Source organism: Bacteroides sp. BFG-637 (assembly GCF_024793605.1).
Taxonomy (GTDB): domain Bacteria; phylum Bacteroidota; class Bacteroidia; order Bacteroidales; family Bacteroidaceae; genus Bacteroides; species Bacteroides vicugnae.
Window position 1 is genome coordinate 625,263 of record NZ_JANUPD010000002.1, and the last position, 15,102, is coordinate 640,364.

A 15,102-nucleotide genomic window follows, 5' to 3' on the forward strand; every position below is an offset into this window, starting at 1 on the left:
TATGAAGTATTTTATCGTCATAGTGATTATAATGATTAGTAATATATTTTTAGGAGTTGCTAAACCAATGAAGAATCAAGCAGAAATCTATTTTGCGGGAGGATGTTTCTGGGGAACAGAACATTTCCTGAAACAAATTCGAGGAGTAGAAAGTACTCAGGTAGGATATGCCAACAGTAATGTTGCCAATCCGAGTTATGAACAGGTCTGTTCCGGAAAAACCAATGCTGCCGAAACAGTAAAGGTGGTTTATGATCCGAAAACGGTAGATTTGAATTTACTGCTCGATCTATATTTCAAGACAATAGATCCTACCAGCCTCAACCGGCAAGGTAATGACCGGGGAACACAGTATAGAACCGGAATTTATTATGTAGATAAAGAAGATCTCCCTGTCATCAAGCAGGCAATTCAATTATTATCCGCACAATATAAAACTCCTATTGTCCTAGAAGTAAAGCCATTGACTAATTTCTATCCGGCAGAGACTTACCACCAGGACTATCTGGATAAAAATCCGGGTGGATACTGCCATATCAATCCTGCTTTATTCGAAATGGCACGCAAAGCGAATGCGCCGAAAGCTAAAGTGTATCAAAAAGCGGATGATGCAACCCTTCGTAAGAAACTCTCGGCGGAACAATATGCCGTAACCCAAAAGAATGCCACCGAACCAGCTTTCCACAATGAATACTGGAATGAGCATCGTCCCGGCATTTATGTAGATATTACTACCGGAGAACCTCTGTTTGTTTCTACTGACAAGTTCGATTCAGGTTGCGGGTGGCCAAGCTTTTCCCAACCAATTCAAAAAGATCTGATCGCAGAAAAGAAAGATACTTCGCACGGCATGATACGTACGGAAGTACGCAGTAAAACCGGAGATGCTCATTTGGGACACGTATTCACAGATGGGCCGAAAGAGAAAGGTGGATTACGTTATTGCATCAATAGCGCTTCACTTCGTTTTATCCCGAAAGATAAAATGAAAGAGGAAGGTTATGGAGAATATCTACCACTCGTTAAATAAATATTGAAGAGTTACAAAAGCTAATCATAACTGTTCATCAGATAAACAGAACGGTGGATTATCCCATAAGGAAATCCACCGTTTTTAATGTAGTTAAATTAAAAGAGAGAGAAGGAGTTTCACAACTCCGATTTATTTTTATCTGCTGGCAGTCAGCAGAGTTGCTTCATTAGTTGCCGGAACAGACACATTCATAGCCCAGCTGGAACCGGATTCTTCAATCCATTTATCATTCCATTTGTAGTTCATATAAGCAACCGGCATATTAGCGTCGTTCAGTTCATAAACACTCTTTTCAACAGATGCGTCGTAAGCTCTGTGAGAGTCATTCCAACGTGCGTATACCAAAGTGATTTCATTAGATGAATAAGTATAATCAATCTTGAAGTACGGTATCCATTTTTCAATAGAAGCATCCCATTTGAAAGCTTCTTTGGAGGATATTCTCTTCTGATCGTCATAAGTAAAATCATATTTCATGTGGCGATAGAGAGAACCATCGAGTCTGTAAATCACTTTCGATACTACGAGATCATCTACTTTTTCTTCATTAGTAATGAAGTTATTACCCTGTGCCTTCACTGTTGCATTAGCGATTCCTGCAAATACCATAGCAACTAAAACGATCATTCTGAATAATACTGTAGTCTTCATAATTGTATATTTTTTATTTGTTCAACATTCTGTTTTTATTCTTCTGTTTATTAGACGGATCAAGCGTCTCAAACGGTTGCAACCTTCTGAAGTTTTTCTCATTTTTCTTCGTTGTCCGCTTGCGACTATAGAGATGCAACGAGCGTGCCAAAAAGATAACCAACTAATAATCAACGGAATCACAAAACAGAGCGGTGTACGAAAACGGACAGTTGTACGCTCAAAAGCGAACAACCAACCATTTTTTCGTATTTTCTTTTTTCTACTGATGGATATAACTCTAAAAAAGAGGAAAATACTCCGCCTGTTGCCCGAATTATTATCTACCTTTGCAGCGATTATCACATCAAGAAAAAGAAGATGGAAACGTCCAGCAAAAAAAGAATTATCATTCTATCGATCGGTATCTTGCTTACCAGCCTCATTTGTCTCTTTGCATTCCGCAATGTCATTTTATGCCATATCGTTGACAAACGAACTACACGTGCCGAACAAACATACGGTCTGCAAATTCATTATCAGGAGTTACGAATGAAAGGCTGCAATGAAGTGGCTTTACAAGGACTTTCTATTGTTCCCAACCAACGGGATACCCTCCTGACATTACAATCCGTCAATGTAAAACTAAGTTTTTGGGAATTGCTAAAAGGAGAAATCGAAGTACGGAATGTACTTATGAACGGGCTGGCAATCAACTTCATCAAGCATGACAGCATAGCTAACTACGATTTCCTGTTCTTTAAACGGCAACAAGAAGCAGCCCCCCAACCTGTCATAGAAAGTGACTATGCCAACCGTATTGACCGGATATTAAACCTCATTTACGGTTTCCTGCCTGAAAACGGGCAACTCAGTCAAATCAATATAACCGAACGTAAAGATAGTAATTTCGTTGCAGTCAACATTCCTTCTTTTATTATTGAGAACAATCATTTCCAATCAACCATTCAGATAAAAGAAGATACACTGCCTCAACAACTATGGGAAACGGCAGGCGAACTGAACAGAAGAGACTATACATTAAAAGCATCTCTCTTTGCCCCGGAAAAAAGAAAAATCTCACTACCTTATATTACCCGCCGTTTTGGAGCAGAAGTCACTTTCGACACCCTATCTTATAATATGACTAAAGATAAGCGTGCATCCAATCAACTGCTCCTCAAAGGAAAAGCGAGAGTGAACGGACTTGACGTATTTCATAAAGCCCTCTCTCCTGAAGTAATTCATCTCGATCGTGGACAACTCTGTTACGAGATGAACATAAGCGGGCACTCACTCGAGCTGGATAGTACGACCATTGTTGATTTCAACAAACTCCAGTTTCATCCTTATTTGCGAGCCGAGAAAGAGAAAGGAAACTGGCATTTCACTGCTGCGGTCAACAAATCCTGGTTTCCGGCAGATGATCTGTTCAGCTCTCTCCCCAAAGGATTATTCAGCAATCTGGAAGGCATCAAGACAAGTGGCGAGCTAGCCTATCATTTTCTATTAGATATTGATTTTGCACAACTGGATAGTCTCAAACTGGAATCCGAACTGAAAGAGAAAGACTTCCGCATCACAAGCTATGGGGCCACTTCACTCTCCAAAATGTCCGACGAGTTCATTTATACAGCTTATGAGAACGGAATACCGGTGCGGACTTTTCCTATTGGCCCTTCGTGCGAACACTTTACACCATTGGATAGCATTTCCCCCATCCTAAGAATGTCCGTTATGCAAAGTGAGGACGGAGCATTCTTTTACCATCGCGGTTTCCTGCCCGACGCCCTACGGGAAGCATTGATTTACGACCTGCAAGTGAAACGCTTTGCTCGTGGAGGAAGCACGATCACCATGCAACTCGTAAAGAATGTATTCCTGAACCGTAATAAGAACTTTGCACGTAAATTGGAAGAGGCATTGATTGTATGGCTAATAGAGAATGAAAGATTAACTTCTAAAGAACGCATGTACGAAGTATATCTGAACATTGTTGAATGGGGGCCGCTCGTTTATGGTATTCAGGAAGCTTCTATTTATTATTTCAATAAACGCCCTTCACAACTGAACACGGAAGAAAGTATTTTCCTGGCTTCCATTATCCCGAAGCCCAAGCATTTCCGCAGCTCTTTTGCAGAAGGCGGACAGTTAAAGGAGAATATGGAAGGCTATTATAAGTTGATTGCCAAGCGGCTTGCACAGAAAGGAATAATAAGTGAAATCGAGGCGGATAGTATCCGCCCCGATATCAAGTTACGGGCGCTGCCCGGAATAGTCTAGCCGGTGAAAACCCGGAGTCTAGTTCTCCTTCCGCTGAGGAGTAATGAGATTGATATAAATAATAAAGGAATAGGTTATCTTCTTGAACTGCTGCTGTTTCTTTCAGAGGAACGGGAAGAGCTTTTAGTGCTATTGCTTCTCGTACTTCCGGAAGAAGAGCGTCTTTCTGTTTGTCCGCTAGAGACATTGCTCTGGGTAGAGCTACCGCTGCTTCGAGTAGAACTCGAGCTACCGCTACTCCGGTTAGAAGTGGCACTGCTGCTACGACTGGTAGTACTACCGCTACTGCGACCAGAATCACTGCGACTGGAGCTACTACGACTGGAACTACCGCGGCTGGAACTGGAAGAGCTGTTATTTCTATTATAGGAACTACTATCGTTTCGTCTACTTGAACTTTCTCTCGAACTGCTACTTGTTTTTCCACTTTCACGATTGGAGGAACTGGAACCAGTTGAACTTCCGCTTGTTGGTCTGCGATTAGAGCTTGAAGAACCGGAACCCGTTTCCGGACGACGACCAGAATTACGATCACTTTCTACTCTATTCGTATTCCCATTTTTATCAGGAGCAACATTGTTACCAGGTCTTCCACTTCCGGACGGTGTAGATGGTCTGACAGAAGTCGAAGGCCGATCTGCTCCAGATTCCGGACGGGGACGTGTCGACGTACCAGGTCTTGTTGTCGTTCCGGGACGAGTAGAAGCATCAGGGCGAGTAGAGGTACTTGGGCGAGATGTACCAGGACGTGTTGTCGATGAACCCGGACGGGAAGAATTACCCGGACGTGTCGGTGCATTATGCGGACGAGTGGAAGTATTCGGACGGAACCGGACAGAACCGAAATCCGAACGACGATACGAGTGGAATACTCGCTGATCTCTCACCCGATGCGGTGCAGAATAATGGTTGAAATTAGTATATCTGCCCCGATAATAACTCACATGGTGAAAGTGCGGACGATAATGTGCTCCACAATAAGTACGGTAATGGTAAGGCACACCAAAATAAAACAAACTACGATTCGGGTAATTGACATAAACCCTGAAACTCCATTTCCCTCCGGTTACGTAGATCGGCCGATAGAAATACTCGGCATCGAGGAACCGGCGATACTGTGCATCACTCAATACCCAACGAAGATCGTCGTTACGGATATCCAGCGCTTCATAATAATCATCCAATGCCCATTCGTAACCACGTGCTACGTAATCCATGATATTACGGACAGAATAAATAAAGTCGTAATTAATCTCATACGCATCATTATATTGCTGTGTACTCAAGCTCAATTCATATGCCATCTTATCGGTAAGAAAACGCGTCTCCTTACGTACCTTGCTAGTGCTCATTCCAGCCATTACGGTCATATTGGCAGTCAGACCGACAGCAAAGAGTAAAAACAGTATTCGTTTCATAATTCAATCTCCTATCATTTATTATTCTGATGATATTCTCTGATAAACTTGTGCACCTCGTCTTTATATATGTTAGTGAATAAGATATCAATCACCTTGTTAAAATTCTGCTTATCCCTAACATACGGATACAACTTCTTCATCACCTCCACTTGATCGGGAGTATAAGAAAATTCTTTTACTATCGCCACACATTGAGTTGAATTGACATCATGGTTTTCCAGCATACTATTAATCAACGCCTTTTGGTCATCCCTCGGAATCGTAAATTTCAGCTTATCTATGAAGCTTTTAAACTCACTATCAGTCATTAAACGTATTTCCTTGACCGGCTCATTATTGTCGGGAAAGACCTGAACAGTATTACTGACTGGTGGAGGAATAACGACCGGATGCGGTGAAGGTCTGCCATAACCTTTGAACGTATCCATACTAACCACCTCTCTATTTACAAACTGAACGATTATCGTCACAGGTTCCGAAGTAAGTACAGGCGTACCATTATCACGATGGAATTCCCATTCTTCCATATCACCGTCAAAACGCCGGAAATCAGGTTTTCCTAAAACGGACTCTACCTGCGATTGAGTCATTCCCTGATTTATACCCATCATCTGTTTGGTAGATACATAGCTGGTAAAACAGCCACTGACCAATATTCCCAACGCCAAACACAGCATAATATGTATCTTTTTCATAACCGTATCGTTTTTAGTTAATAGTATCAACGTTTACCGTACCCTATCATAAAATCCTTCATCTTTTCCTTGCTGGAGCTAAATGTCAGGGTATTAATCACCGTAAAGAAAGCTTCCTTATCTACAATCCGGGGATACATGATCTTCATAATCTCCATCCGGTCATCGTCGAATGTATACAGTTTGGTCAGTTGGAGACATTGGGCAGATGTGAAATCAGAACCAGCCAATGCAGCATTGAGCAACTTCATACGATCATCTTTAAAAGGCTCATTCTTCATCTCTTTATAAAACGTTTGGAAGAGCTGATCGTTCATCACCCTGTTGTGACCATATCCCGGACGATGTTCTCCCTGGTCTGGACGGCCGGGTCTTTCCGGGCGTATGTTATCACGTCCGTCCACCCATATTTCTTTCACTCCTCTCCCATCAAAATAAACGAAATCTTTATATAATTTTTCTCCTTTCCATACTCGCTCTCCCGCACGGGTAAAGCGGGTGGCAAACACTTCAACAGTATAATGTCCGGGATTTAAATTGGCTATAAAGCAGGTAGTAGTGGGTAAACATATCTGGTTCCCTCCCAAGTAAACAAGAATCGGAGTATTCCCGCCATCGATACGGATTCCGTTAACAGACTGCGCTTGTAAAGAGAGGGCAGCGAACAGGATGCAGAAACTTATTATAATCTTACGCATAGCTTATCTAGTTTTTATTATTTATATCTTTAATCTGATAGCACAAAAATAGGGTGAGAAAACTCCCCACCCCAATGATTCTCTCTATTCGTATGTAGGGAAATCCCTATTCTGTTTAGGAATCCGCCAAAGCAATGCCATCCTCATGCAAGGTAATCAGACGTTTCTTATACAAGTCGCCCACTCCTTTCTTAAAGGTTTTCTTGCTGACACCAAACGTATCATAAATATCTTCCGCAGGGCTTTTATCATTCAAGTAGATTCGTCCTCCATGCGCTTTGATATAGTCGAGCAGCGTTTTCGAAAAATCGTCAATCTTTTCAAAACCGGGTTTCTGAAGAATCAGGTCTACCTTACCATCTTCACGCACCTGTTTCACAAAAGCTTTCATCTCCATCCCTGTTTCCAACGGGCAGAATATTTCATTTTCATACAGCAAACCGCTATACTTATTATCTATAATCGCTTTAAAGCCCAAATCCGTCTTCTGCCAGATAAGGATATCCACTTCTGCTTCCGGAGCATATTCCGGCTTTTCTTTCGACAGATAACGTTCCACCTTTGCTGAAGCCACAATACGATAACTCTCTTCATCCAAATGCGCATGAACCACATATTTCCGCCCAACCTGCATTTTCATCTTCTGCTCACTGAATGGAACGAACAGGTCTTTCATCAATCCCCAGTTCAGAAAAGCTCCATATTGATTTACCCAGGAGACTTCCAGACAAGCAAACTGACCTACCTGCACCAACGGAGTCAGTGTCGTAGCAATCAATCTCTCATCCATATCCAGATAGAGAAACACATTCAAAAAATCTCCTATCTTACAGTCCTCAGGCACATAACGGGTAGGCAACAAAATCTCACCTTCTTCCTCACCATCGAGATATACGCCGAAATCTACTTCTTTCACGACTTCAAGCTGATTGAACTTTCCTAATTCGATGCTCATATTCTTATCTATTTATTGTAATAAAACACAAAGATAATCTATTTTGAATAGATCCCTCAAACAGCCAGCCATAACTTTTCGTTATCGGGCAAAACTATTTGCAATGAACAATCCGCTATCTAATATGTTAACTTTGTAGCGACAAAAAGAAAAAGTAAATTATTCACCTTTAAACATATAAACTTATGGAATTTCTAACCAACGAGAAACTTACGATTGTAGGAGCTGCCGGAATGATCGGCTCCAATATGGCACAAACAGCCATGATGATGAAACTCACTCCGAATATTTGCCTGTATGATCCATTTGCCCCGGCTCTGGAAGGAGTAGCTGAAGAATTGTATCACTGCGGTTTTGAAGGTGTCAACCTTACATTTACTTCCGATATCAAAGAAGCACTGACAGGAGCTTCTTACATTGTCTCTTCCGGTGGAGCTGCCCGTAAAGCAGGTATGACCCGCGAAGATTTGCTGAAGGGAAATGCAGAAATTGCCGCTCAATTCGGTAAAGATGTTCATCAATATTGCCCGAACGTAAAACATATCGTTGTGATCTTTAATCCGGCAGACATCACCGGACTGATAACTTTGTTGTATTCAGGTTTGAAACCCTCTCAAGTTTCTACACTGGCTGCCCTGGACAGCACCCGCCTGCAAAACGAACTGGTGAAATTCTTCCATATCCCGGCTTCCGACATTCAGAATTGCCGTACGTATGGTGGTCATGGCGAACAAATGGCTGTATTCGCCTCTACAACCCAAATAAAAGGAGAACCTTTGACCGATTTCATCGGCACTACCCACCTTCCATTGGCAGATTGGGAAGCACTGAAAGTACGTGTCATCCAGGGTGGTAAGCATATTATCGACCTGCGCGGTCGTTCTTCTTTCCAAAGCCCGGCTTATCTTTCTATCGAAATGATTGCCGCTGCTATGGGTGGACAACCTTTCCGCTGGCCTGCCGGAACGTATGTTTCTAACGGCAAATTCGACCATATCATGATGGCGATGGAAACTTCAATTACTAAAGACGGCGTCACTTATAAAGAAGTAGCCGGAACTCCTGCCGAACAGGAAGAATTGGAAAAGAGCTACGAGCATTTATGCAAACTTCGTGATGAAGTGATTGAAATGGGGATTATCCCAGCCATTAAAGACTGGCATGCATTGAATCCAAATATTGACTAATCAAACAACATTAGCGAAAAGCCGAAAAAGAGAAAAAACATCTCTTTTTCGGCTTTTATTCCAATTACTCACATACCCTCCCCATACATTGAGTCTATAAATCTTTCAAGACCTCAATTCCAGTAACCATGCAAGGTTATGGATATTTCATCTTTGAGAAGAACATTCCTGACAAATCCCTTTAAGGACATAATTAATGCTGTGCAAAGTAAATCCTTCAGGCAAATCAATCACCGGGATATGGGTGCCTTCCAGGCAGAATGTACGATGACATTTCTCACAATAAAAATGCGAATGTAAATCCTGTACCACACAATTGCAAGAGTTGTCGCAAACGGCATACTTCAACGAGCCGCTTCCATCGTCTATGCTATGTATGAGGTGATGAGACAAGAAGAGAGCAATAGTACGGGATATGGTCGATTTATCGACTGTGTCGAGCAACGTTTCGAGGTCAAGCAATGACACTGCACGCTCTGCCTGCATCATCTCTTTTATCACCAGAAGCCTTATGGCAGTTGGCTTGATACCTCTTCTATCCAACTTATCCAAATAAATATCTTCTTCCATCTTTCTCCTATTTTATCATTTTCTGTATTCTGACAGCATTCATAATGGCAAGTAACGCAACACCCACATCTGCAAAGACAGCTTCCCAAAGAGTAGCAATTCCACCGGCTCCCAGAATCAATACAAGTAATTTCACTCCAAATGCCAGTGATACGTTCTGCCAGATGATTCTTCGTGTCAGTTTACCTACCTTTATAGCTTCGGCTACCTTTGACGGCTGGTCTGTCTGTATCACGACATCGGCTGTTTCAATAGCCGCATCACTACCCAGTCCTCCCATAGCAATGCCGACATGACTTAGAGCGAGCACCGGTGCGTCGTTCATTCCATCACCGACAAACGCGATCCGGTTTGTCTCATCCCGCCGCAATTCTTCCAGATGATTCACTTTTCCTTCCGGCAACAAGTCGCCATAAGCTTCCGATATACCGAGCTTCTCTGCAAAGTTAGTAACAATACTCTGTTTATCACCGGATAGTATCTGGATGTTTTCAATATTTAAAGCTTTTAAATTGTCAATAGCTGCCTTTGCATCCTCTTTCAGGGCATCAGCCAACAGCAGATAACCTGCATAACGGTTTCCAACGGCACAGACTACGATGGTATCCGTTATTTCCAACAGTTCTTCCGGGTAGGATATATCAAACTTAGAAAGTAACCGGCAGTTACCGACCAGAACCGTAGTCCCGTTTATCGTCGCCTCCAGACCATAGCCGGCAAATTCTTTCGTACCGGTAACAGCTACACATTCAATATTTTGTTCTTTCGCATAATTCACAACAGCCTTGGCAATCGGATGTGTGCTATCACTTTCTACCGAAGCAACCAGTTTCACTAATTCTTCTTCAGAAATCTCACCTGCACTTTTACAAGCCTGTACTTCAAAGGTTCCTTTTGTCAGGGTTCCTGTTTTATCGAATACCACCGTATTGATCTTGGTGATAGCATCCAGATAATTACCACCCTTGAATAAAATACCCAATCGGGATGCTGCTCCAATCCCCCCAAAGTAGCCTAACGGAATACTAACCACCAACGCACAGGGACACGAAATCACGAGAAAGACCAAAGCCCTGTATAGCCAGTCATTAAATGCAAATACAAATGGAGGATTAATAAGTGAATAGACAAATGGACACAACACAATTAATACTGCAAGCACTATAACAATAGGTGTGTAAATGCGTGCAAACTTACGAATAAACAATTCAGCCGGAGCCTTACGTTCGGAGGCATTCTGAACAAGTTCCAATATTCGGGCAAGTGCACTCTTATCAAAAGGTCTCGTTACCTTGATCCGGATAACCTTGTCAGTTACAATCATTCCGGCAAGTACTTCTTCACCTTTCCGAATATTACGAGGAACGCTTTCGCCCGTTAATGCGGCTGTATTAAAGGCAGCCACTTCATTCTGCATGGCTCCGTCCAATGGTACCCGTCCGCCTGCCTTTATTTCTATGATTTCACCGACTTTTATCTTTTTAGGGCTTTCAATAACAAGATTGCCTTCCCGGAACACTAATGTTTTTTCGGGTCTTACGTCCAATAAGGCTCCGATATTACGCCTGGCCTTATCTACCGCTTTATCCTGAAACAGTTCTCCTACTGTATAGAATAACATCACGGCTACTCCTTCCGGATATTCACCAATATAAAAAGCTCCCAAAGTAGCTATAATCATTAGAGTGAACTCACTGAAATAGTCTTTTTCCCTGATACTTTCCCAGGCTTCTTTCATCACCGGTATTCCTACCGGAAGATAGGCCACGATATACCATATCAAAGCAACAGATCCTTCACGGAAGAATGCTAAATCGAGAGCATTCATAATTATTCCACCTGCCAGAAGCAGGAGAGAGAATATCACTTTCCCATATTCATGAAATACCGAAACCTTTGCATCAACCTTTTTTTCTGCTGCGCATGAATGAGCGCCACAACTACAATGTCCCATAACATTCATCATTTAGTTGATGCAAAGGTAGCAAATGATTCATGCAACAAAGTTGCAAAATCGGTTTTAGAACATATATCCCAATGAGATCATCAGGTTTCTGTTCTTCATTCCTAAATCTTTTGCCACTTCAACGAGTCCGAAATCATAGCTTATGGCAACCTGATATTTCTTGTTGAACTCAACTCCGGCTTTCAGTCCAAGACCGAAATCGAATCGTTTCAGACCATCATCTCCAAATATATCTTCAGACATGGAGTTATCTCCTAATTCCGCAATATCTGCAATATCACCGTCCACTTTCAATTTTGCTTTTCCAAACAGACCGACAGCCATATAAGGACCGACACTACCAAATAACGAAAAATCATCATTGACAGCATATTTATACCCGACACGTACCGGTACTTCTAAATAGTATGGATTAAATTTTATGCTCGCAAGTGATCCTCCATCAATTTTAGCACCTTTCAATGTAAGCAATGCAGCGAAGTCCATATAGGCACCACTACCATTCGCATCCTGAGACAATCCCAACTCTGCTTTAACACCTGCGTGAAAACCTATCCTGCTGTCAAAACCTGTAATGGTGTATTTACTAACATTCATACCTGCCATCACACCCCATTTCAGATTATCTTGAGCATTGATACTCACCGCACTTATCGCTACTAAAACGAATAATAATAAGGCCTTTTTCATACGAATAAATAATTTAATTATTGTTTAGAAATTATGTGAGGCAAAAATAACAATAATTCGCATAACTCCGAGAGATTTGGTGAAAATATAAAAAATAAATGATATGAATCTTATGAGGTATAGTCATAGCAAGGGAACCGGACTATTTCAAACGATTTTACGAGATATAGAACAAAAACACTCCGTACAGAGAAAAAACAAAGAATGAAAGACTGTATAACTTAATTAATTGTTATCTTTGCACAATCAGTCGTAGCGCGACTGTATTGTTTGTTTTAAGAAAAAAAGCGTTTAGCTGATTTCTGTGCCAGAGAAAAGTCCAAAATTCCAAACACACAGAGAAGCAGATAGATGCTCCTTGCAATATGCGGGGAGTGTTTCCTGTTTGTGTGTTTAGGGCTTGGACTCCCTCTCTGGCGGATAGGCAAATGCTCTCCGCTTTTTTTGTGCCTATAAATTTGCTACAATAGATACAAACAACAAATTAGTAATAATTACAAAGGCAAGTCAATTCGAGTGGAGCGGCACTTGAACGACTGCAAAGTCGAAAACGTAACATCTATATGTTGCTACTTGCCTTTAAAAATATAAGAGACAGAGACTAGCTACACCTGCAAGGGGAACAAATGGATTCATCCAGGAGTTCCCCTCTATTTTTGTAAAGATGTGTACTATTGGAAAGACAGATATCAGATTTACATATAAAATTAATGATTCTTATTGTCAACCAAAGTTTTTTCCCGATAGTATAATGATTATCATCGGTTTACATGCTGACAATAAGCCATGACAATAGGCTGACAATAAAAAATTAGAACTTTTATTGTCAGCCTGTTCTTTGACCCCTTTGGGGCAAGATTATGGGATTCGTTCCAATGTGTCGATATACTCTGACTTAATTCCCAGCTTGATCCATGTTATAAACTACTGAAGACTATCATTGTCTACAGTAACAATATCATCGACATAAGAAACACATACGCTTTATAAAAGGAGTATGCCCCTATTAAATGAATGCTATATAGCCGGTATCTTTCACTTACCAAGCAGGTATTGTTTCATTAAAGTGTCGGTATTGTTAACTCCCCACGGCCGTGACGAGATCTTCCCACGGCTGTGGTAGGAATTTGTCACGGCCGTGAGAAGAGGTTACCACGGCTGTGACGAACTAAAGATACCGGTGCTTTAGTGGAACAATACTAACACTTTAGAAGAACTATACTGGCGTGTTAGCGGAACTATACAGGTATATTAATGAAAGGATATCACTTTGGAAAGCTGTTATAAAAATGCGGCATTATTTCGAAAGGTGCCCATAAAGCTTTTGTTTATCAAGTTATTAAAGGTAGCATAAGAGATAAAAACAGGCTGACAGTAAAAGTAGATATATTTTATTGTCAGCCTATTATCAGCATCTATTGTCAGGTGATATAATACTGATATTCATATACTTAAATATCATCCTGACAGTTTGACAATAAAACAGGTATAAATCAATAGAGATAATCATAAAGTTTTTAATAGGGAAGGGCAAAGAATTTATAAAAAGAAAGAAAAAGTTTGCCGTTCTCTTAAGAATAAATATCTTTGTAACCGTGGTTACAGTAACCACGGTTACTAATACAATTCACAGACTATGAGGTTTTATAATAGAGAAGAAGAACTAAAAGAGTTAAAACGAATTCAGAAATTGGCATTTGAGGAAAGTTCAAGAATGACAGTCGTTACCGGTCGCCGTAGAATTGGGAAGACAAGCCTCATCATGAAAGCTGTTGAACAGACTCCCACTGTCTATCTATTTATAGGACGTAAAAATGAGGCAACCTTGTGCGAAGAATTCATCCCACTTATCGCACAAGCCCTGCAAATCTTTGTTCCGACAGAAATCAGAAGTTTCCGAAACTTATTCCAATACCTAATGCAGCTTTCGACTCAACGGACTTTCAATCTGGTTATTGATGAATTTCAGGAATTCTATACTATTAATGAATCCATATTCAGCGATATGCAAAATATTTGGGACCAATATCGGAAGTCCTCACACATGAATTTGATCGTCAGTGGTTCCATCTATTCTCTGATGCAGAGAATTTTCCAAGACAATAAAGAGCCGCTCTTCGGAAGAGCTGATAACATAATCAAGCTGTCAGCATTCAAGCTCTCTGTTCTGAAAGAAATCATGTGTGAATATGCCCCGGCACATTCGAATGATGATCTTTTAGCACTTTATACTTTTACTGGCGGGGTACCTAAATACGTGGAACTTTTTTGTGACAACCATACGCTCCACGTGGAAAGCATGATCCATTTTATGGCTCGCGACAATTCTCCCTTTACCGAAGAAGGAAAAAATCTGTTGATAGAAGAATTTGGGAAAAATTACGGGACCTACTTTTCTATTTTAAGTGCAATTGCCGGAGGTAGAAATACACAAGCAGAAATTGAGGCAACACTAGGAGAAAAAAGCGTAGGCGGCTATCTGAAACGCTTGATAGACGATTATAATATTATCATACGCCAACGTCCCATTTTAGCTAAAGAAAGCTCAACAACTGTCCGATATGAAATATGCGATAATTTTATTAGGTTTTGGTTCAATTACTTCGACCGTAACCGTTCATTGATAGAAATTAAAAACTTTGTAGGGCTGCGTAATATCATAGAAGCTGATTATCCAACCTACAGCGGAAAGATATTAGAACTTTACTTCAAACAGAAATTCGCTGAAAGTTATCAATTCCGTGCTATCGGGTCATGGTGGGAAGCCAAAGGGAATCAAAACGAGATAGACATTGTTGCACTCTGTCTTGAAAAAAACAAAGCAGTAGTTGCTGAAGTAAAACGCCAACGTAAAAATTTTAAGCCGGAGTTGCTGGAACAGAAAGTTGAACATTTGAAGAAAAAGCTACTGCCTCGTTATACCATTGAAACAATGTGTTTGTCGTTGGAAGATATGTAGTACTTAGTCAGGCAC

The 15,102-nt window shown here is 41.0% G+C and carries 11 protein-coding genes and 1 pseudogene; 4 read left to right on the forward strand and 8 right to left on the reverse strand.

The genetic code is table 11. The features are described 5' to 3' along the window. Position 1 precedes the first annotated feature (1 nt). The gene (gene msrB / locus NXX38_RS02765; RefSeq protein WP_148367099.1) at positions 2-1,030 is read left to right on the forward strand and encodes a peptide-methionine (R)-S-oxide reductase MsrB; all 1,029 of its coding nucleotides are present in this window, start codon (positions 2-4) and stop codon (positions 1,028-1,030) included. A gap of 138 nt (positions 1,031-1,168) precedes the next feature. Here the strand turns inward: msrB and NXX38_RS02770 are convergent, their stop codons facing one another. Beyond that, a complete protein-coding gene (locus tag NXX38_RS02770; RefSeq protein ID WP_004296208.1) occupies positions 1,169-1,684 on the reverse strand; it encodes a DUF3836 domain-containing protein in 516 nt (171 codons plus the stop codon). A 360-nt stretch (positions 1,685-2,044) separates the two neighbouring features. On the opposite strand from NXX38_RS02770, the pseudogene NXX38_RS02775 reads away from it, so the two are divergent. After that, positions 2,045-3,990: pseudogene (locus NXX38_RS02775) on the forward strand (transglycosylase domain-containing protein). Positions 3,991-4,020: 30 nt separating this feature from the next. On the opposite strand, the gene NXX38_RS02780 reads toward NXX38_RS02775, so the two are convergent. The 4 genes from NXX38_RS02780 to NXX38_RS02795 form a co-directional block, all read right to left on the reverse strand. Then, positions 4,021-5,364, reverse strand: a complete 1,344-nt coding sequence (locus NXX38_RS02780) for a hypothetical protein (RefSeq protein WP_258978567.1) — start codon at positions 5,362-5,364, stop codon at positions 4,021-4,023. Positions 5,365-5,378: 14 nt separating this feature from the next. Beyond that, positions 5,379-6,062 carry a DUF4476 domain-containing protein gene (locus NXX38_RS02785; RefSeq protein WP_195649922.1) on the reverse strand — a complete coding sequence of 228 codons (684 nt, stop codon included), beginning with the start codon at positions 6,060-6,062 and terminating at the stop codon, positions 5,379-5,381. Positions 6,063-6,088: 26 nt separating this feature from the next. Continuing rightward, the gene (locus NXX38_RS02790) at positions 6,089-6,760 is read right to left on the reverse strand and encodes a DUF4476 domain-containing protein (RefSeq protein ID WP_195649923.1); all 672 of its coding nucleotides are present in this window, start codon (positions 6,758-6,760) and stop codon (positions 6,089-6,091) included. A gap of 115 nt (positions 6,761-6,875) precedes the next feature. After that, positions 6,876-7,715: a S1 RNA-binding domain-containing protein gene (locus tag NXX38_RS02795; RefSeq protein ID WP_258978568.1), complete on the reverse strand. Its 840-nt coding sequence runs from the start codon at positions 7,713-7,715 to the stop codon at positions 6,876-6,878. Between the two features lie 185 nt (positions 7,716-7,900). Here NXX38_RS02795 and NXX38_RS02800 point away from each other — a divergent pair, with 185 nt between their 5' ends. Then, on the forward strand, positions 7,901-8,902 hold the full coding sequence (locus tag NXX38_RS02800) for a malate dehydrogenase (protein WP_258978570.1): 1,002 nt from the start codon (positions 7,901-7,903) through the stop codon (positions 8,900-8,902). A gap of 147 nt (positions 8,903-9,049) precedes the next feature. On the opposite strand, the gene NXX38_RS02805 is transcribed toward NXX38_RS02800, so the two are convergent. The 3 genes from NXX38_RS02805 to NXX38_RS02815 form a co-directional block, all read right to left on the reverse strand. Then, on the reverse strand, positions 9,050-9,472 hold the full coding sequence (locus tag NXX38_RS02805; protein WP_258978571.1) for a Fur family transcriptional regulator: 423 nt from the start codon (positions 9,470-9,472) through the stop codon (positions 9,050-9,052). Positions 9,473-9,479: 7 nt separating this feature from the next. Further along, complete coding sequence (locus NXX38_RS02810) at positions 9,480-11,426, reverse strand: heavy metal translocating P-type ATPase (RefSeq protein ID WP_258978573.1); 1,947 nt, start codon at positions 11,424-11,426, stop codon at positions 9,480-9,482. A 66-nt stretch (positions 11,427-11,492) separates the two neighbouring features. After that, positions 11,493-12,128, reverse strand: a complete 636-nt coding sequence (locus NXX38_RS02815; protein WP_258978574.1) for a porin family protein — start codon at positions 12,126-12,128, stop codon at positions 11,493-11,495. Positions 12,129-13,764: 1,636 nt separating this feature from the next. Between NXX38_RS02815 and NXX38_RS02820 the strand changes: the two genes are divergently transcribed. Then, positions 13,765-15,087: an ATP-binding protein gene (locus NXX38_RS02820; RefSeq protein ID WP_074636440.1), complete on the forward strand. Its 1,323-nt coding sequence runs from the start codon at positions 13,765-13,767 to the stop codon at positions 15,085-15,087. Positions 15,088-15,102: the final 15 nt, after the last annotated feature.

What these genes read in the sequence shown, in the direction of transcription:
- NXX38_RS02785 (WP_195649922.1), bottom strand. Translation starts at nt 6,062, where the DNA reads ATGAAAAAGATACATATTATGCTGTGTTTGGCGTTGGGAATATTGGTC.
- NXX38_RS02805 (WP_258978571.1), bottom strand. Translation starts at nt 9,472, where the DNA reads ATGGAAGAAGATATTTATTTGGATAAGTTGGATAGAAGAGGTATCAAG.
- NXX38_RS02795 (WP_258978568.1), bottom strand. Translation starts at nt 7,715, where the DNA reads ATGAGCATCGAATTAGGAAAGTTCAATCAGCTTGAAGTCGTGAAAGAA.
- NXX38_RS02770 (WP_004296208.1), bottom strand. Translation starts at nt 1,684, where the DNA reads ATGAAGACTACAGTATTATTCAGAATGATCGTTTTAGTTGCTATGGTA.
- NXX38_RS02800 (WP_258978570.1), top strand. Translation starts at nt 7,901, where the DNA reads ATGGAATTTCTAACCAACGAGAAACTTACGATTGTAGGAGCTGCCGGA.
- NXX38_RS02810 (WP_258978573.1), bottom strand. Translation starts at nt 11,426, where the DNA reads ATGGGACATTGTAGTTGTGGCGCTCATTCATGCGCAGCAGAAAAAAAG.
- msrB (WP_148367099.1), top strand. Translation starts at nt 2, where the DNA reads ATGAAGTATTTTATCGTCATAGTGATTATAATGATTAGTAATATATTT.
- NXX38_RS02780 (WP_258978567.1), bottom strand. Translation starts at nt 5,364, where the DNA reads ATGAAACGAATACTGTTTTTACTCTTTGCTGTCGGTCTGACTGCCAAT.
- NXX38_RS02790 (WP_195649923.1), bottom strand. Translation starts at nt 6,760, where the DNA reads ATGCGTAAGATTATAATAAGTTTCTGCATCCTGTTCGCTGCCCTCTCT.
- NXX38_RS02815 (WP_258978574.1), bottom strand. Translation starts at nt 12,128, where the DNA reads ATGAAAAAGGCCTTATTATTATTCGTTTTAGTAGCGATAAGTGCGGTG.
- NXX38_RS02820 (WP_074636440.1), top strand. Translation starts at nt 13,765, where the DNA reads ATGAGGTTTTATAATAGAGAAGAAGAACTAAAAGAGTTAAAACGAATT.